The 18,459-nt window shown below is 41.1% G+C and carries 15 protein-coding genes and 1 other RNA gene; 9 read left to right on the top strand and 7 right to left on the bottom strand.

Annotated elements, in window-relative coordinates:
• Nucleotides 1-20 precede the first annotated feature (20 nt).
• Together IQ264_RS15230 and IQ264_RS15225 are read right to left on the bottom strand one after the other, a co-directional pair.
• Entirely contained in the window at nt 21-554 is a 534-nt protein-coding gene (locus tag IQ264_RS15230) for a DUF937 domain-containing protein (protein ID WP_193981640.1), read from the bottom strand.
• A gap of 188 nt (nt 555-742) precedes the next feature.
• Entirely contained in the window at nt 743-4,993 is a 4,251-nt protein-coding gene (locus IQ264_RS15225; RefSeq protein ID WP_193981639.1) for a DUF4912 domain-containing protein, read from the bottom strand.
• A gap of 624 nt (nt 4,994-5,617) precedes the next feature.
• Between IQ264_RS15225 and IQ264_RS15220 the strand changes: the two genes are divergently transcribed.
• Both IQ264_RS15220 and IQ264_RS15215 read left to right on the top strand, forming a co-directional pair.
• A complete protein-coding gene (locus tag IQ264_RS15220) occupies nt 5,618-5,968 on the top strand; it encodes a DUF4342 domain-containing protein (RefSeq protein WP_193981638.1) in 351 nt (116 codons plus the stop codon).
• 185 nt (nt 5,969-6,153) lie between these two features.
• Nucleotides 6,154-6,789 carry a DNA-3-methyladenine glycosylase family protein gene (locus tag IQ264_RS15215; RefSeq protein ID WP_193981637.1) on the top strand — a complete coding sequence of 212 codons (636 nt, stop codon included), beginning with the start codon at nt 6,154-6,156 and terminating at the stop codon, nt 6,787-6,789.
• A 41-nt stretch (nt 6,790-6,830) separates the two neighbouring features.
• Here the strand turns inward: IQ264_RS15215 and IQ264_RS15210 are convergent, their stop codons facing one another.
• The 4 genes from IQ264_RS15210 to IQ264_RS15195 form a co-directional block, all read right to left on the bottom strand.
• Nucleotides 6,831-7,400: a Uma2 family endonuclease gene (locus tag IQ264_RS15210; protein WP_193981636.1), complete on the bottom strand. Its 570-nt coding sequence runs from the start codon at nt 7,398-7,400 to the stop codon at nt 6,831-6,833.
• Between the two features lie 257 nt (nt 7,401-7,657).
• Nucleotides 7,658-8,650: a protein-methionine-sulfoxide reductase catalytic subunit MsrP gene (gene msrP / locus IQ264_RS15205; RefSeq protein ID WP_193981635.1), complete on the bottom strand. Its 993-nt coding sequence runs from the start codon at nt 8,648-8,650 to the stop codon at nt 7,658-7,660.
• A gap of 35 nt (nt 8,651-8,685) precedes the next feature.
• Nucleotides 8,686-9,549: a tetratricopeptide repeat protein gene (locus IQ264_RS15200; protein ID WP_193981634.1), complete on the bottom strand. Its 864-nt coding sequence runs from the start codon at nt 9,547-9,549 to the stop codon at nt 8,686-8,688.
• Between the two features lie 145 nt (nt 9,550-9,694).
• Entirely contained in the window at nt 9,695-10,234 is a 540-nt protein-coding gene (locus IQ264_RS15195) for a peptidoglycan-binding domain-containing protein (RefSeq protein WP_193981633.1), read from the bottom strand.
• A gap of 303 nt (nt 10,235-10,537) precedes the next feature.
• Here IQ264_RS15195 and IQ264_RS15190 point away from each other — a divergent pair, with 303 nt between their 5' ends.
• Nucleotides 10,538-11,032 carry a pentapeptide repeat-containing protein gene (locus tag IQ264_RS15190; RefSeq protein WP_193981632.1) on the top strand — a complete coding sequence of 165 codons (495 nt, stop codon included), beginning with the start codon at nt 10,538-10,540 and terminating at the stop codon, nt 11,030-11,032.
• Here IQ264_RS15190 and IQ264_RS15185 read toward each other — a convergent pair.
• A complete protein-coding gene (locus tag IQ264_RS15185; RefSeq protein ID WP_193981631.1) occupies nt 11,004-11,894 on the bottom strand; it encodes an FkbM family methyltransferase in 891 nt (296 codons plus the stop codon). The genes IQ264_RS15190 and IQ264_RS15185 overlap by 29 nt on opposite strands.
• Nucleotides 11,895-11,963: 69 nt before the next feature.
• Here IQ264_RS15185 and IQ264_RS15180 point away from each other — a divergent pair, with 69 nt between their 5' ends.
• The 6 genes from IQ264_RS15180 to IQ264_RS15155 all read left to right on the top strand — a co-directional run bounded on the left by IQ264_RS15180 (nt 11,964) and on the right by IQ264_RS15155 (nt 18,104).
• A complete protein-coding gene (locus tag IQ264_RS15180; RefSeq protein ID WP_228061561.1) occupies nt 11,964-13,163 on the top strand; it encodes a 5-(carboxyamino)imidazole ribonucleotide synthase in 1,200 nt (399 codons plus the stop codon).
• 189 nt (nt 13,164-13,352) lie between these two features.
• A non-coding RNA gene (ssrS, locus tag IQ264_RS15175) (6S RNA) lies at nt 13,353-13,544 on the top strand.
• Between the two features lie 234 nt (nt 13,545-13,778).
• Nucleotides 13,779-15,089 carry a M16 family metallopeptidase gene (locus IQ264_RS15170; protein WP_413470352.1) on the top strand — a complete coding sequence of 437 codons (1,311 nt, stop codon included), beginning with the start codon at nt 13,779-13,781 and terminating at the stop codon, nt 15,087-15,089.
• Nucleotides 15,090-15,214: 125 nt separating this feature from the next.
• On the top strand, nt 15,215-16,522 hold the full coding sequence (locus tag IQ264_RS15165; protein WP_193981657.1) for a M16 family metallopeptidase: 1,308 nt from the start codon (nt 15,215-15,217) through the stop codon (nt 16,520-16,522).
• Between the two features lie 187 nt (nt 16,523-16,709).
• Entirely contained in the window at nt 16,710-17,105 is a 396-nt protein-coding gene (locus tag IQ264_RS15160; RefSeq protein WP_228061560.1) for a peptidoglycan-binding domain-containing protein, read from the top strand.
• 219 nt (nt 17,106-17,324) lie between these two features.
• Nucleotides 17,325-18,104 carry a hypothetical protein gene (locus tag IQ264_RS15155; RefSeq protein WP_193981629.1) on the top strand — a complete coding sequence of 260 codons (780 nt, stop codon included), beginning with the start codon at nt 17,325-17,327 and terminating at the stop codon, nt 18,102-18,104.
• Nucleotides 18,105-18,459 lie beyond the last annotated feature (355 nt).

Here is an 18,459-nt window from a genome sequence, read left to right as displayed (position 1 = left end):
CCCTCTGCCTTCTGCCTTTCTTAAGCTGCTTGAGATGGATTTAAAAACCGAGTGGCAAATTTCATCACATCGCCAAGGTCTACATCACTATATTTATCGGCATCTAAAAACGCATTTAAAACCTGATTTCTACCTCCTTGAATTCCTGGTTTACTTGCTCCCATATTCAGTAAACTGATGACACAAGAAATCAGTATAGGTAAAGCGGTTTGAATTTGCTCGGCGCTTAATTTACTTGTTTGAGCGATCGATTGAATCATTTGCTGTTGTACTTGAGGCGGAATTAAAGATGGCAACGCCGATACATTACCACCAGTACCAATAGCTTGATTCATGAGACTTTCTAAATCGCCATCTGCTAGCGATCGTTTTTGTTGTAGTACTGGGCGGAGTAAACTGCCTAAATTTGACACTATGCTTTGCATTTGAGAAGCATCTACTCCGCGATTTGCTGACAATTGATTTACAGTGTTGACAACGTATTCTATCTGAGAAACACTACCTTGCTGGTTAGGATTGTTGATTGAGCTCAAAATCTCAAAGAAGAGTCCCATTGTTTTGTTTCCTGACTTTAATAATTGACTAAATTTTGAGGAGTTGCTGATGATAGTTCGGTTTATTAGATATCTTGCTCCAGTAAGGAGGTAGAACCTCCCAACCCTCGTTACCAGGTTCAACCTGGTAACGAGAAATAGAGGCTCCGCCTCCTAGTGCAAGATCTGGGTCTACACAATGTCCGGTTTTAGACCGATAGCCATTTAGATTTACCTTCTAGAGGTACGCGAACATGGAAAGAGCGAATTAAACGCAACCAGCGACCATCTTCGGTATAGTAACCGACTTCTGCGATGTAGTCGCGATCGCTCACCGGAACACTAACGTGCCGATCCTGTTGTGTTTCTTCGCACACATACTCTTGAGTGTTGTGAGGTTGCTGATAGTCAATATCCAAATTAGTGGCATCATGAACCCGCAGCATAAACTTTTTCCCACCTTGTTGCCGGAGAGCTTCCTGATAATCTTCACTAATTTCCCAGTAAGCGTAAGCATCCTTTGCATTAAAAGGTACGAGGATAATCCGACATTCGCGTTTGAGCGGAGGTTGACCATTTGTGTAAGTATTGTTATCTTGAGAACTCTGTAAAGCGGTTGTTGCAGCTGTTCCCAATCCCACAACTGCGGCTGTACCTCCATTAAGTGTTGCAGTCTTGGCTAAATCTTCAGTTAAATTGGTGGCTGTTTCGCTGGAATCTGTCAATAAATTGGTTGTTACTTTGGCAATATTGCTTACTCCATCCGAAATAACTTGCATTGCATTACCGATAAAACCGGATGATGTGTTTGCGGGTGCGCTTGTAACGCCGTTAGACTTTGCAGAAACCGCTTCTTTTGGTGGACTAACAATTCGCAGGGAAGCAGAACGAGCCAATTTTAGCCATTGACCATCTTTAGTAATGTAGCCTATTTCTGCTATGTAATCGCGATCGCGCTGTGGAATCACAACCTGTAAATTCGCAAATTTGGAATTACATTCATATTCCTGCAAACTATTGGCTGGTTGTCGATCGAAGTCAATACCTGTAATGTCGTAAATTCTCAATAGCAGTTGTTTCCCAGACCTTTGCAACTCTGCTTGTTCTACTTCGGAAATTTCCCAGTAAACATCTGCATTTTTCATGTCACGAACTATTAACCACAAATGATTTTCTGTTGTGGTGAAAGTTGGTGTGTTAACTAAGGAAGTTGCATCTGTACCATTGGTAATAATTCCGTTATCTTTGACTTCGCTGTTGATATGCACTAGTGGAGAACGGGCAATTTTTAGCCATTGTCCATCATCTGTTATGTAACCTAACTCAGCTACATAATCGCGATCGCTCTGCGGAAGTGCAACATATAAATCTGACTTTTCTTCAACACACTCATAATCCCGCACACAATGAGCTTGTTGTGTATCTAAGTCAATGCCTCCAGTGGTGTCATAAAGTCGCAAAACTAACTTTTTATCAACTATTTGTTGTAGTTCTGCCTGTTTTTCTCTGGAAATTTCCCAGGAAGCAAAAGCATCTTGAGAGTTTCTCTGGACTAGAATTAACCGACTTTCTTGAGTAACTGGAGTTTCTGAGGATTGTGATTGAACGATCGTATTAGCTAACCCAACTCCAGCAGCGGCAGCGGCGACTCCTAATGCACCTGTAGTAACACCAGAAATTCCGTTACCTTGGACTTTGCCGTTGATTCGCACTGGTGAAGAACGGGCAATTTTTAGCCATTGTCCATAGTCGGTAACGTAACCAATCTCGGCAGTGTAATCGCGTTCACCCTGCGGAATGGCAATTTGTAAACCTGAGCTTTGTTCGTCGCAGTCGAATTCCCACTCACTATCAGCTGGTTGAGTATCTAAGTCAATGTCTCCCGTAGTGTCATAAAGTCGCAAGACTAGTTTGTTCCCACCTAGTTCTTGTAGTTCTGTCTGTTTTTCAGAAGAAATTTCCCAGGAAGCATAAGCATCTTGAGAGTTTCTTTGGACTAGAGTTAACTTACTTTCTGGAGTGAGGGGAGTTTCAGAGGTTTGTGTAGGAACGATCGTATCAGCTAACCCAACTCCAGCAGCAGAATTTCCGTTATGTTGGACTTCGCTGTTGATTCGCACTGGTGAAGAACGAGCAATTTTTAGCCATTGTCCATAGTCGGTAATGTAACCGATCTCGGCGGTGTAATCACGTTCGCTCTGGGGAATGGCAATTTCTAAATTTGAGGTTTGTTCGTCGCAGTCAAATTCCCACTCACTATAGACTGATTGCGTATCTAAATCAAAGCCGCCAGTGGTGTCATAAAGTCGTAAGACTAGTTTGTTCCCACCCAGTTCTCGTAGTTCTGTCTGTTTTTCTGGAGTAATTTCCCAGCAAGCATGAGCTTTTTGGGAATTTTCCGGGACTATAATTAACCTATTTGCTTGAATGACGGGAGTTACAGAGGTTTTTGTGGGAACGATCGGATCAACTAACCCAACTCCAGCAGCAGCAACATTTCCGTTACCTTGAACTTCGCTGTTAATTCGCACTGTTGAAGAACGGGCAATCTTTAGCCATTGTCCATAGTCGGTAATGTAACCGATTTCGGCGGTGTAATCGCGTTCGCTTTGCGGAATGGCAATCTGTAAATCTGAACTTTGTTCGTCGCAGTCAAATTCCCACTCACTATGGGCTGATTGAGTATTTAAGTCAATACCGCCAGTGGTGTCATAAAGTCGTAAGACTAATTTTTGCCCACCCAGTTGTTGTATTTCTGTGTGTTTTTCTGGAGAAATTTCCCAGCAAGCATGAACATTTTGGGAATTTTCCGGGACTAGAATTAACCGATTTTCGTGAAGGACGAGAGTTTCAGCAGTTTCTTTTGTAGTTAGCGCATCTGCTAACCCAACTCCAGCAGCGGCAGCGGTTTCTGCTGCTGTTTCGGGGATACTGCTATCTGTTGGTTCACCTGCTGGAACTCTAACATGAAGAGAACGAATCACTTTTAGCCAGCGATCATCACTTGTGAGATAACCGAGTTCGACGATATAATCACGTTCGGGAAGTGCGATCGGCAAATGTAAATCCTGCTGCTGTTCGCTACAGTCAAACTCCTTAACGCTGTGAGGTGTTTGATGATCCATGTCAATACTGGTGACATCATAAAGACGCAGCTTCATTTTTTCCCCACCTTGTTGCCGCATCTCTTCCTTCACTCGATCGGGAATTTCCCAATAGGCGTAAGCATCCTGACTATTCCGAAGTGTCAGAATAATTCGGCTTTTCGGAGTTTTTGCTGGAACTACAGGCGGAACAACAACAGGCGCAGCACCTTTGCCACCTCGACCTTTGAACAACCACCAAAGTAACCCACCGAAAAGAGGCAGCAGCAACAACCAAAGCCAAGGCGCAATTCCACTCTTTGACTCATCAGTGGCAACTGCGTTTTTAGCAGGTTTGGGTTTTGCTGCTGGTGGAGATGAAACTTTATCAGTAACAGCGGTTGGAGGTTTGGGTTTTGCTGCTGGTGGAGATGAAGCATTTGGAGTGACGGCGGCTGGAGGTTTGGCGGGTGTCGTCCCATTAATGGCTACTATTGCCCCAGAAACTCTACCAGCTTCGATTAACTTTTGGTTTTGCGAAGATGTGGCATTACCCAAAAATGCGAGTATCGCTGGAGTTGCGTTCGATTTCTTGTAAACGTAGATCAGGGGTTGAGAGAAGGGATAGCGAGGATTGTTCGGTAGAACATTGTGCATCTGGACAATTCGCACTTTGGGATTGTTGACAACCTGATCGGAAATTGCGTACCCAATTCCAGTTTTTCCCAGATTCCTAATTACTGCTTCGGTGCTATCTTTAGCAACTGTTTTGTGGTTTGAGCTAATTTTAAAGCCGTCTGTTCGGAAAATGTTGTATGTAAATAATCCTTGACGAGTGTCGCTACTCGTTGGGCGATCGATTATGCGAATTTTCCCTGGTTTTCCACCAACTTGTGACCAGTTGGAGATTTCACCATTATAAATTTTGGCAAACTGTTGGGCTGTAATACTTTTCTGAAATTGGTTATTCCGCCCAACTATGATGGCGATTTTGTTGCGAGTTACAGGAACAGCAACTAATCCTTGGGCTTTTTCTTCTTTGGTCAAGGGGCGACCAATGGCAGCTATATCTATTTTTCCTTCTTTTAACGCTTTGAGTGCAGCATCAGTTCCTTGATAAGAAAGTTTAATTTTTGTCCCCGGATATTTAGTTTCAAAATTTTTCTCCAAGGCTTTATTAATCTCGCTCATGCTGGTGGAACCATCGATCCGTAATGATTTGCCACGAGGAAGTTCCTTGGGCATTGGAAAAGAAGTCTCATTAGATGATTGTGCTAGCAGGGGACGGGCTGTAGAATTGGCTGCGATCGGAGCGGCAGCTGCCAAAGCTAGCGTTATTGCTAGTGTTGCTAATGGTTTTTGTTGTTTACCAGGCACTTTTTTAACCCTTTGTATACTAGAAAACTTTACAGCGAACAACCGAAATTAAACATGATTTTAACCTGTAAGTTAATATCTTTTGATCGATCGGTTTTTGTCAACTCTAATCTAGTTAATATTTATCAACCAATGGGTTGCCAACACTAAAAGAAATTTCTTACCCAGGATTTTTCAGAGAACCGGGGTTTTTTGCCTAATTCCTAAAGTACTTAATTGTAACGACTTATACTATTAAATGGTTGGTTGTTATAGCCTTTTACAGAAGGGTTCCAGGAAGGGCAAAGCCTAAAGGTTAAAATTTATTTCTCATTTCTCCCTATTTCCCCACTTATCTATTAACTCAAGTTGCTAGTTACAAGTCTGGCTCTTTCTTAGCCCCCCTTATTAAGGGGGGTTGGGGGGATCTAAGGCTGGTAATCACAGTCTTAGATCCCCCCACTACCCCCCTTACTCAAGGGGGGAACTCCGAAAGAATTAATAACTAGCAACTTGCGTTATTATTTCTTGTAGTGCGGTAAACACCACTCTCAATAGTGTGGTTTTCCTACTGATTTTAGTTGTATAACTAGGCATGATCGAATTAATTGAATTCTTGAGTGGGTTTAAACCTGCACACAAAAAATGAACGCACAATTTGAAACAATTGAAAATCAAGCACCAACTGTAATTGTTGAACCAAACACTGTTGAAGAAGTGGAAACAGCTACTGAAAATCAGGAAAAAGTGCGGGTTGAAGAAGTCAAATTTAACCGCGATACCGTAGCTGATTTCTACAAAAATGTGGTTGGTAAAACAGAGAATCGTTACTTGATAGTTAAAAATAAGCAAGGTCGAGTTTTGACCGAAATTCCTCTGTTAGTTGGTGTTCCTGGATTAGTTGTGGGTACAGTTGTATTTCCTTTTGCTGCGGCGGTAGTAGCTGTAGCAGCAACAGTAGCTAACCTAACTGTTGCGATCGAACGAAAGCAGTAAAATCTCCTTTAGGTAGGTATTTAAAATTTCACGGCGCTTGTTCCTCTTTGGTTGTAGGAAGGCGCTGTTTGTTTATGATAGAAGAACGGCAGAAGGTAGAAAGGCAGAAGCAGAAAAATATTATTCTAATCGTCTTGAGCTTTGCTCTGAAAAAATCCAAACTCATAGTTAAATTTTTCTAGGTAATGGAACAAATTCAAGCTATTTTTTACTTAAAACAAACCGATCCGATATTGGCTAAAGTAATTGAGCAAATTGGTACTGATAGTTTAGAGTTGACTTACTATCAAGAAAACTTAGATTTACTCACTTCACTTTCCCAAGCAATTATTTTTCAACAGATTTCTACTAAAGTAGCAACAAAAATCTTTCAAAGGTTTTTGTTATTATATCAACAGTCCGATCGCCAATTAACAGCGCAAGCCATTCTCGAAACTCCAGAAGAGATACTTCGCAGTGTGGGAATTTCTCGCCCTAAAGTTACTTATTTAAAAGATTTAGCTTTAAAAATTGAGCAAGGATTACCGACGTTACCAGAATTAGTATTAATGGAAGATGAGGCGGTAATTGAAAGTTTGACGCAAGTTAAAGGTATAGGAAAATGGACAGCACAAATGTTTTTAATTTTCCATTTGCAACGACTTGATGTATTACCAGTTAATGATTTGGGTATCCGTAGTGCGATCGCCAAACTATACAACTTAGACACATTACCAGATCCCAAAACCATCGAGAAATTAGCCCAAAAATGGCAACCTTATCGTAGTCTCGCTTGTCGCTACTTGTGGCGTAGTTTGGCAATTAGCGATCGACTTTCTTAGAACCGATCGTAATCTACATCTAAACATTTAAGTAATCTATATCATTCAAAAGTTACATCTTCGTATAGTGCTGCTAAACTTCCTTCAAAACCAACACTTTTCAATTGAAATATTTGCTGTTCAGGTGTATAAAACTGTAACACCCAAAGCCCTTCACTATTGCGGCGAAAGCATTCAACTCGCTGACGTTTGGTGTTAATCAAAACATATTCTTGCAGACTTTCTAGCTGTTGGTAATCTACAAATTTATCGCCTCTGTCGAAAGCTTCTGTAGAGTCCGATAAAACTTCTACAATTAAGCAGGGAAATCGTTTATGATTTGGTGTTTGCTTGTCTCGTTCATCGCAAGTCACCATAACATCAGGGTAATAAAAGCAATTTAAAGATTCAATTCGCGCTTTCATATCAGCAATATAAACGCGACAACCTGAACCTCGAACATGATTGCGGAGAAGTGCAGCCAGGTTAAGGGCAATAGTAACATGAGAATCGCTTGCCCCTGCCATAGCATAAATTTGCCCATCAATATATTCATGTTTGATCGGGCTTTGTTCCTCCATTTCGAGGTATTCTTTAGGCGTGAAATAAGAGGGTTGTGGTGAAGCAATCATGATAACACCTTTTAGTTGTATTTATCTGCGTTTATCTGCGTTTATCTGCGGTTAAAATTTTCTTCTATTCTTGCATCAAAGCTTGAAACCTTGCATCATTCCGAATTAGATCCCCCTAAATCCCCCTTATTAAGCAGGGGGACTTTGAATGCTGTATTCCCCTTATTAAGCAGGGGGACTTTGAATGCTGTATTCCCCTTATTAAGCAGGGGGACTTTGAAAACAGTTCCCCCCTTATTAAGGGGGGTTAGGGGGGATCAAACATACAAACTCGCCACATATTTCCCATAACCATTATAAGGAAGAGTCTCCTTTCTTTCCCAAGAAAAACCCGGCCCTTTACCTACAAATTTCTCCGTCGCTTGTGACCAACGGGGATGAGGTTTTGTCGGATTTACATTCGCCTCAAAATCATATTCATCCGGTACTAAAGTATTCCAATAAGTAGCAGGTTGCTTTTCCAAAAACTCAATTTTTACAATTGATTTTGCCCCCTTAAACCCGTACTTCCAAGGCAACACTGCCCGAATTGGCGCACCATGTTGATCTGGCAATAAATGACCGTAAATCCCAACAGCAAAAAACGCCAGATCGTTCGCCATTTCTTCAATTCGCAAACCTTCTTGGTAAGGCCAAGGTAACTTTTTCACCAAACTTACCAGCGAGCCATGAGTAACTTTGGGATCGTAATAAGAACTAAATCGGACAAATTTTGCTTGGGAAGTTGGTTCAACTGCGGCGATAATATCTCGCATCGGAAAACCAATCCAAGGAATTACCATTGACCAAGCTTCTACACAGCGAAAACGGTAGATTCTTTCTTGTAAATTAAACTTTTTCTGTAAATCATCTAAGTCATAAGTGCGGGGATTTTTAACTAATCCTGTTACTTCAACTTTCCAAGTATCAGTAGGTAAAGCTTGGGCGGCTTGCCAAATCGATTTACCACTGCCAAACTCATAGAAATTGTTATATTGTCCAGCTAATTTTTCGTCGGTAATTGGTCGATCGACCTGAGCAAACGCCGGATTTAGTTTAACTCCAGTTAACTTAGGTTTATTTAGCGTTTTGTCCAACTCAACATTTTCTGATGAGGAAGACTGCTCACAACCAACAATAGGCAAAATACTTGCACCTAAACCAGCCCCTACCAGGGTTTTGAGAAAGCGTCGCCGATTATAAAAAGCGGCTTCTGGTGTTACTTCATTTTCAGGAATTTCCCAGGATTTTGGCACGCGAATAATCGGCATTTTAAATTAACTCCTCATGTTTAACTTTCTAAGTTTTATTGTAGTAAAGCTTCAAATTCTTGATAACCGCGAATTGAGTCAAAATAAGCATCAGTTAGAGCTAGTTGGAGATATTTTTTGGGGTAAAGATCGATCGCTCTTTCTAAACTTTCCACTGCTAACTCAACCTTTCTCAGTTTGGCACAACAACAAGCTTTATAGTACAACGCACTAGCATCTTTTGGTTGCAATTCTAATGCTTTATTGTAACTTGCGATCGCACTTTGATATCTTCCCAAACAACGCAGTGCATCTCCTCGGCGCAACCAACACCAAAAATCTTGGGGTTTAGTTTTTAGAGCTTTATTGTAACTAGAAATCGCCTCTTTATCGCGCCCCAAATATCGCAAACAATCACCACGCCAATACCAACACCAATAATCATCAGCTCTGATATTCATTGCTTGCTCATAAGATGCGATCGCCTCATCAAACCGATGCAATTCTCGCAAAACATGACCGCGATTATAAAAAGACCAATAATCATTTGGCTTCAATTCTAAAGCTTGGTTATAGGAATCAAGTGCCTCGGCAAAACGTTCAACTTTGCGTAGTGCATGACCCCGCCAATACCAAACCCAGTAATCTTTGGTATACAATTTCAATGCTTCATTGTAAGATGCGATCGCCTCTTCATAACGACCCAAATCATCTAAAGCATTTCCCCTTTGATACCATGCTCGATAATCTCTCGGTTGCCGTTCTATAGCCCTCTCATAACTAGCAACCGCATCGTAGTATCTGCCCATAACTCGTAACTTATTACCTCGCCTATACCATGAGCGATAGTCATCTGGCCTACATTCTAAAGCTTTATTATGACTACCAATAACCTCTTCAAATGTACTCAAGCTAATCATAATAAACACTGAAGTAAGCACGACACTCTACTTGAGTATACGAAATTTTTTATTAATATAATCAACAAAAATTAAAAAGCCAGAAGTCAGCACTACGCCAACTCCCGACTTATTCACAACACTTAAAATTCAGTTGCAAAATTTATTACTGAGCTTGACCACTGTTGTTAACATTTCCACTGTTGAGCATTGCACCCCAAGTTTGTGGCCCAACAATACCATCAACAGGCAAGTTTTGTGATTGTTGGAATTGTCTCACAGCAGCCTGAGTCTGAGACCCATAAACCCCATCCGGTGCATTTCTATATAAACCTTGTTGACTCAACAAAGCCTGCACATCTCTAACAGCTTGACCTTGGCTACCTACTCTCAAGATAGGAGCTTGATTTGGAGAGTATTGACTCAGAGGAGATGTGCCATCTGTCGAAGGTGTAGAGGGTAAGGTAATTGTAGAAGGAGAATTGTTTTGTGATGGCTGAACTGTAGATGGAGAGGCAGGTGCAGCGTTATTTTGATTTGGCTGAGTTGGTGACTGATTCAATTGATTTTGATCCATCTGATTCATTTGATTTGAATCAGTAGTTTGTGCTTTTGCTTCCAGCCCACCAAATAAAAGTCCCGCAGCAGAAATCGCAGATATTACACCAATGGATAAAAGATTGGATTTCAACAGTTTAGTAGCCATAAATTATTTACTCCTTGCTGAATTCTTTCGGAAAGTTTGTTTTTCTATGTTTCCAGGTTAGACAAGTATGAAAGGCAGATCATAATGCCGAAGTTAGAGATAATTAATAAAATTTATATTACCTAAGAAAGAAGTAGAATTATTTTCTGCAATTTGACAGATGATCGGTCAAATAAATAGTCAAGTCATCATTTTTCTAGTTAGCAAACTTAAAATATTTGTTGTTAAAGATGAGCTAAATGCTATATTCTATAACTGTGAAGGAAATGTGACAGAAAACCTAGCTAATCAAACTGTTTTCTTATGATTTTGCGACAATTGGCAATATTTGTACTGGCTTTTACTCTTTATTTCTCGGCTTTACCAGCACAAGCAGCCACCAAATACGCCCCTCCTTTATCATTTAGTAATGCCCAACTTCCCGGTCGAGATTTTTCCGGGCAAACATTACCAGCAGCAGAATTTTCCAACGCCAATCTCTTCCAAACAAACTTTGCTAATGCTGACTTACGTGGTGCAGTGATGAGCGCGTCTGTAATGAACAAAGCAAACTTACACGCCGCCGACTTAACTTATGCAATGCTCGATCAAGCTAATCTCACCGACGCAGATTTAAGTGATGCTGTCTTAGTTGAATCGATTTTGTTACGTTCCACTTTTCAAAATACCAATATCGCTGGTGCAGACTTTACAGATGCGCTTTTAGATGGAGGACAAATCAGAGAATTGTGTCAAGTAGCAACCGGGGTAAATCCTCAAACTGGCGTATCTACCCGTGAGTCTTTAGGTTGTCGTTGAAGCTGGCTGATTTAATTTTTAAACGCTCTAATTTACTCGCGGGAACTGCTACAGAATTTGCCGGATAAGGGCTGGCAAAACTCACTTCTAAGTGAGGTGATGTTGGTCTAACAATCTTATATTCAAAATTAGCGAGAAATTCATAAATATCTCGAATTTTATGCTGTTTGTCACTATAAAATAACTCAAGTGTTTCAAAATAAATCAGTGGACGAAACTTTTCCAAAGTTGCCTTACCACCTAAAAGTACATCATATTCCATTCCTTCGACATCAATTTTAATTACATCGATTCTGCTAATATTTTCCTGCAATACCCACTCATCCAAAGAGATGATTTCTACCGGAACACCATAACTAATATGCAGCGAACCATTACCTCTGTAATTCTCATCTTCATGGTAAAAAAGTTGACTTTTGGTTAATCCTAAACCCAAAGGTACAACCTCAATACAATCCTTCAATTGCGGATTTACATCTATATTTGCTTGTAAGCGAGAACGAATCGTTACCCCAGGTTCAAAAGCATAGATTTTTCCATCACTAATTACACTCGCAGCTACCAAAGTTAAAGCGCCACAATTAGCACCTACATCTAAAAAAACATCCCCCGGACGGATAACTTTATGTAAAAAATTAGTGGTTACTATGTCATAAACACCACCAAGCCAAATTGAAGCTTCGATCGGATAAGTAGTATCAACATAAAAATTATAAAGACCGCAATAATTTTTCACTAAATAACGTTGACCTTTCGGTAAAATAGTAGCGAATTTTCCTGCACCTCTACCTGTTAACAAAGAAATTATCTTGACGATCGAGCGGTAAATATTACTAACTATAAATAGCCAAATTTGTTTCATAATGGTGATTAGGTATTGGGTGATGGAATTACCAAAGACCGATGATTAGCGATCGAGAAAATAATAGCAATGAACAGAATAAAACGGGTTGGCGTAATTGGTGGAGGGCAGTTAGCTTGGATGATGGCAGATGCAGCCAAAGCATTAGATATTGAACTAATAGTGCAAACTCCCCAAGCAACAGACCCAGCAGCTGCAATAGCATCAGAAACTATTTTGGCACCAATAGACGACGCAGCTGCTACAGCATTGATGGCAAAAAAATGTGATGTAATTACATTCGAGAATGAGTTTATCAACCTGGAAGCTTTGATGTCCCTACAATCTCAAGGTACTTGCTTTCGTCCCAGGTTAGAAGTTTTAGCACCTTTACTCGACAAATATCATCAACGTTGCTATCTCAAAGATATTGGATTGCCAGTTCCTAAATTTGTGGCGCTTGAAGGGGCGGCGGTGACAGAGGAGAGAATTACAAGAATGACAGGCATCTTGCCTGTCCTACAAGACTGGACACAGGAATTTCCGGTGGTTTTGAAGGCGCGACGACATGGGTATGATGGTCAGGGAACATTCATTTTAAAAGATCAACAGTCTTTGGAAGAGATTTTGCAGAAAATTGGAAAAACTCCGGTTTTATTGGAAGAATACGTTCCCTTTAGTAAAGAATTAGCAGTAATCGCAGCACGTTCTGTTGAGGGAGAAATTGTTACTTATCCAGTTGTAGAAACTCAACAAGAAGACCAAGTTTGTCGGCGGGTGTTAGCGCCAGCAAATATCGATCGAGCAGTACAATTACAAGTTGAAGCGATCGCACACACTCTCTTAAACAGCTTACAAGCGATCGGTTTATTCGGGATCGAACTCTTCCTCACCACCGAAGGCAAAATCTTAGTCAACGAAATCGCCCCCCGCACACACAACTCCGGGCACTTCACCATCGATGCCAGCTACACCTCCCAATTTGAAATGCACCTCCGAAGCGTCAGCGGTTTACCTTTAGGCAATCCCGCCTTAAAATGCGACGCAGCAGTAATGGTCAACCTTTTGGGATACGAACATTCCCACAGCGACTACCAAGAAAAACGCCAAAAACTCGCCCAAATCCCCAATTGCCACGTCCTCTGGTATGGAAAAACCGAATCCCGCCCCGGCAGAAAACTCGGTCACGTCACCATACTGTTAAATAATAGCGATCGATCGTCAACCACCACCCAACAACAACTCCAACAACTCGCCCAACAAGTAGAATCCATTTGGTACGAAAGGTGATTGGGGACTAGGGACTGGGGACTGGGAAGAAGAGGTGGGGAGATGGGGAGGTAGGGAGATAGGGGGAATTGAAGAGGTAGTTAGTTAAATTATCTTCCCTAGTCACCCAGTACCCAGTACCCAGTCCCTAGTCCCCAGTACCCACTACCTACTACCGAATTTGAAAATAGAGTATAGAATAAGAAACAGGTTACTCTGCGGCGTTGGTGACTGCCAATAATGTTTTGTGATCTATGCTTTTTCAATAAGGGAGTCTAGAGAGAGCTTAGCGGCAGTAGACCGAGCTTTGTTACTCGGAAACTTTTAAGCTAGAGCCAAAGACACCCACCTGGATTTAAGTCCAGGTCAAAAACTGAGGCAAAACGGCGTTGCGGAAACCCATAAGAATCAATTACCTCTGTCTGTAGACAGGGGTAATTTGTTATTGGGGTGATGGGGGACTGGGGACTGGGAACAAGGGGACAAGGGGACAACTTAAAACTTTTTCCCTAACTCAAAACTCAAAACTCAAAACTTCCCCAGTCCCCAGTCCCTAGTCCCTCAGCTTTCTCAAAAATTGTCAGGAAAATAGTACAAATTTGTCCCTTCTATTCCTTCAGAAAGAGTTACCATTAAGTGAAAACGAATGGTATACCGGATTTGAGATTAAGCGCTACTTCTCAATTGCCGAAAGTGTCAGACTTCTCAGCTGATGTGTTCAGGCTAAATAATGGGCTGACGGTGATTCATCAGTACATTCCGGCTACACCCGTAGCTGTGGTAGACGTTTGGGTGCGTGCAGGTGCGACTAGAGAGCCAGAACAATGGTCTGGAATGGCTCACTTTCTAGAACACATGATTTTTAAAGGCACGGAACAAGTTCCTCCAGGGATGTTCGATCAAGTGGTGGAATACTGGGGCGGTACTACCAATGCGGCTACTAGTCATGATTATGCTCATTTCTACATCACTACAGCTGTTCCATACTTGGAAGATACTTTGCCTTATCTGGCAGAACTGTTATTAAATGCTTCCATTCCTGATGATGAGTTTATTCGGGAAAGAGATGTAGTTTTGGAGGAAATTCACCAATCTCAGGATAATCCTGATTGGTGGGCTTTCCAGGTCATGATGGAGACTGTTTACCAAAACCATCCTTATAGTCGTCCGGTTTTGGGTACAGAAGAGATATTATTACAGCACTCACCAGAAGCAATGCGCTGTTTCCATGCTTGCCATTATCAACCGGAAAATATGACGGTGGTGATTGTGGGTGGTGTGCCTCAAGGCATGGCGTTAGAGTTGGTGAATAATTCGTTTAGTGGTTTTAAGGCGCGGTCTAGTTGTCCGCCACTCTCAGCTAATATTTTGTCACCGATTAAAGAAGTTCGTCGCCAAGAACTGTTTTTGGACAGAATCGAAGAGTCTCGTTTATTGATGGCGTGGACAGGGCCAGGAGTAGAACAAGTTCGCACGGCTTATGGATTGGATCTAATTTCGGTGCTTTTGGCAGAAGGGCGCTGTTCTCGATTGGTGACTAAGTTACGGGAAGAAGAACAGTTAGTGCATGGAATTTCTGGTAATTTTTCGTTACAGCAGGATTCGAGTTTGTTTACAATTACCGCTCATTTGGAAGCGGAAAATATAGAAAAAGTGGAAGCGTCGATTAGTAAACATTTGTTGGAGTTACAAACAGAATTAATTTCGGAGATAGAATTGGCACGGTGTAAACGTTTGTTGTGTAATGATTATGCGTTTTCTACGGAATCGCCCGGTCAGCTAGCTGGATTGTATGGTTACTATAATACGATCGCACAAGCCGAAGTAGCAGTAACCTATCCCCAGCAAATTCAAGGAATTACGGCTGAAGACGTGCAACAAATAGCCAGAGAATTTCTGTCACCTCATCATTATGTTGTAACGGAGTTAAAACCTTACGGGCAATAAGAAATGTAAGATAGAAAATACTCAGTAGCCAACTGGCATTTTTTCCCTGTATTTTCCTGGGAAATCTTCTTCTGAAATTGCTCAATTACCAATTTTATAATTAGCTAATGAATCCCGAAGATAGAATGGAAGATTCTTTTAATCCAGGTGTCAGCAGTTCTTCGTTACCAGAACGAACAATGCAGCGAATAGTAACCAACAATGGTATTGTGGTACTGGCGTTAGAAAATCCAGCAGCAGATATTATTGCCACACGCATTTTTATAAAAGCTGGTAGTCGCTGCGAACCAAGATATCAAGCTGGTTTATCACATTTATTATCATCAGTAATTACTAAAGGAACTGAGCAATTATCTGCTGCGGAAATTGCTGAACGGGTAGAATCTTTGGGTGCGAGTTTGGGCGCAGATACAACTACAGATTATTTTTTACTCAGCATGAAGACTGTTTCGGCTGATTTTCCCGAAATGTTGGAATTGGCAGGTGAATTGTTGCGATCGCCTACTTTCCCACAAGCTGAAGTAGAATTAGAACGACGCATGACTTTGCAAGCAATTAAATCGCAACAAGAACAACCTTTTACGGTGGCTTTTGAACAACTGCGACAAGCAATGTATCAAGACCATCCTTATGCTTTATCAACTTTGGGAACTGTAGAAACGGTCGCTAATTTAGGTCGAGGTGAATTAGATAGATTTCATCATACTTATTTTCGCCCAGATAACACAATAATTTGTATTGTCGGTCGGATTAGTCCAGAAGAAGTAGTTAACCAAATAGAAAAAGTATTCGGTGATTGGGAAATACCAAGTACACCAATTCCTAGCTTAGTATTACCAGAAATTCTGCCTTATCCTCACCCCAAGATTACACCAATTCCCACCAAACAATCAATTGTGATGTTGGGTTATTTAACTCCATCTGTGAATAGTCCTGATTATGCAGCTTTGAAGTTAATTAATACTTATTTGGGAAATGGTCTTTCTAGTCGTTTGTTTGTGGAATTGCGCGAAAAAAGGGGTTTAGCTTACGAAGTTTCCGCTTTTTATCCGACTCGTTTAGATGCTTCTCAGTTTGCGGTTTATATGGGAACTGGGCCGGAAAATACCGAAGTAGCTTTATATAGTTTAAGGACAGAAGTAGAACGTTTGTGCAAAATTCCGCTTAAACCTGATGAACTGCAAGCGGCGAAAAATAAACTTTTAGGTCAATATGCTTTGGGTAAACAAACTAATGCTCAAATTGCTCAAGTTTTTGGTTGGTACGAAACTTTAGGTTTGGGTGTGGGATTCGATCGCCTTTTTCCCAAAGCAGTTGCAGTTGTAACTACTGAAGAAATTCAGGAAGTGGCAAATCGATATTTTATTGAACCATACATTTCTCTAGTTGGCCCGGAATCTGCGGTAGCAGGACTGATAGAATCTAGTTGGTAAAATTTAGTGCCAAAAATAAATAGCTTTTATCAGTATCGAGGAGTGAAAATTGCAGATGTTAGGATGGGCTAGTACAAGAAGGCAGAAGGCAGAAGGCAGAAGGCAGAAGGAAACAAGATTTGTACAATCAGGTTTTTACCTTTTTTCAACTGATTGGTTATTTCTACTTGGTTGCGCTAGGATTTCGATGTTTTTATTTCCGGTCTCCTTTTTGATGTGGTATCCTGATTCAGAGGCGATCGCACAGGAAAAAGTAGCTAATAGATATAACTCGGAAGTAAGAATAGCAGCATCTTCGGAGAAACAATCTACCACAGAAGAGTCTACAACTGATAGTAACAACACGGAAAGTTCTGCATCAACAATTGCCAATTTACCAACCCTGAAAATCGGAATGCGAAGTCCCGAAGTATTTTGGGTACAAAAACGGTTGCAAGCGATCGGATTTTTTCAAGGTTCTGTAGACGGGATTTTTGGCAAAGATACTCAAGCTGCGGTTATAGCTGCACAAGAAAAGTATGGACTAAAACCTGATGGAATTGTTGGTGCTGCTACTTGGCAATTAATTTTACGTAACTTCTAAATCGCTGTAGAGACGTTTTATGAAATGTCTCTACAATATGTTTTTTCGGCTTTTTTTCCCAGTACCCAGTCCCGAATCACCAGTACCCAATCCCTATCTTCAATCCCCAATCTTCACCTTTTGATAGAAAGACGATCCTCACTTTCGATAGAGCCAGACTCTCCAACCCAAAGGTTATTCTCAATATGAAAAAGATTTTGATGAGTTCTGGTAAAAATCATGTATAACGACAACGATAAACGCACATCATACAATCGAGAAGTTAGTCACGACCCTAACCAAAATCATTACAGGGAAGTACCAACAAACACCGAAACTATTAACAATAGACTGCCAGAAGAATACAGAGACGGTTATGTTCATGGTCGAGTTGCTGAACATCGCTATAACGAAAATCGTCAAGTAGACCGCGATAATAATAATGCTGCTCGTGGTTTGATATTAGGAATTGTTTTGAGTTCTTTGCTTGCTATTCCTGCTTTAGCTTACTATTTTTGGAATCGGCAAAATCAAGAACCCGTAGTTACACCTAATCCCGCACCTGCACCAATAATTGTTCCCTCTCCTTCTCCACAACCAGAAAAAACCATTATTCAAAGAGAAAGAGTAATTGAAAGGAATCCTGAAGTGCAAGTAGTTCCGGTACCCCAAGGTCAAGCACCTACTACACCTGCACCAAATATTAATATCGAACAGCCTGCACCTACACCAAATATTAATATCGAACAGCCTGCACCTGCACCACAACCAACACCAAACGTTAATATCACTGTTCCACCTACTTCTGGAGAGCAGCAGTCTCCTAAGACGACAGAACAATCATCTAAGAATTCTTCGTCTGGAACTGCAACTCAAGAATTACCTTCTATTCAAAGTTCTCCATCTCCAGAAGTCAGCGGTAATACTAACTCTGATGTTGGAGATCAAAGCAACACCACAACACCTGGTAACAATGCTTCTCCATCTGCTACTGGTGATAGCAGTCCTGCTGGACAATAAAAGTAAAATTAAAATTCTCCGCATCCCCTCAAAATTTGAGGGGATTTTTATTTAAATTAAGGCAATTTGCTACTTATTAAGTCTTTCGGAGTTCCCCCGCTGATGTTAATAATTCAAGTTGCTAGTTACAAGTCTGGATCTTTCTTAGCCCCCCTTATTAAGGGGGGTTGGGGGGATCTAAACCTAGTAATCACAGCCTTAGATCCCCCCTTCCGCCCCCCTTAATAAGGGCAGGGCTAATTCATTTTCAACGGAGAAATTGATTTGTGAAGGAGAGATAATGCAAACAACGGAAAAATCATCTTTCCCCTTGTCCCCTTGTCTCCTTGTCCCCTTGTCCCCCCATCCGGTTAAT

Origin of the sequence: [Phormidium] sp. LEGE 05292, assembly GCF_015207735.1 — a bacterium.
GTDB lineage: Bacteria > Cyanobacteriota > Cyanobacteriia > Cyanobacteriales > Aerosakkonemataceae > Floridanema.
Note: the sequence above shows the minus strand (reverse complement) of the source record. Positions and strands in the feature narration are given on the sequence as shown.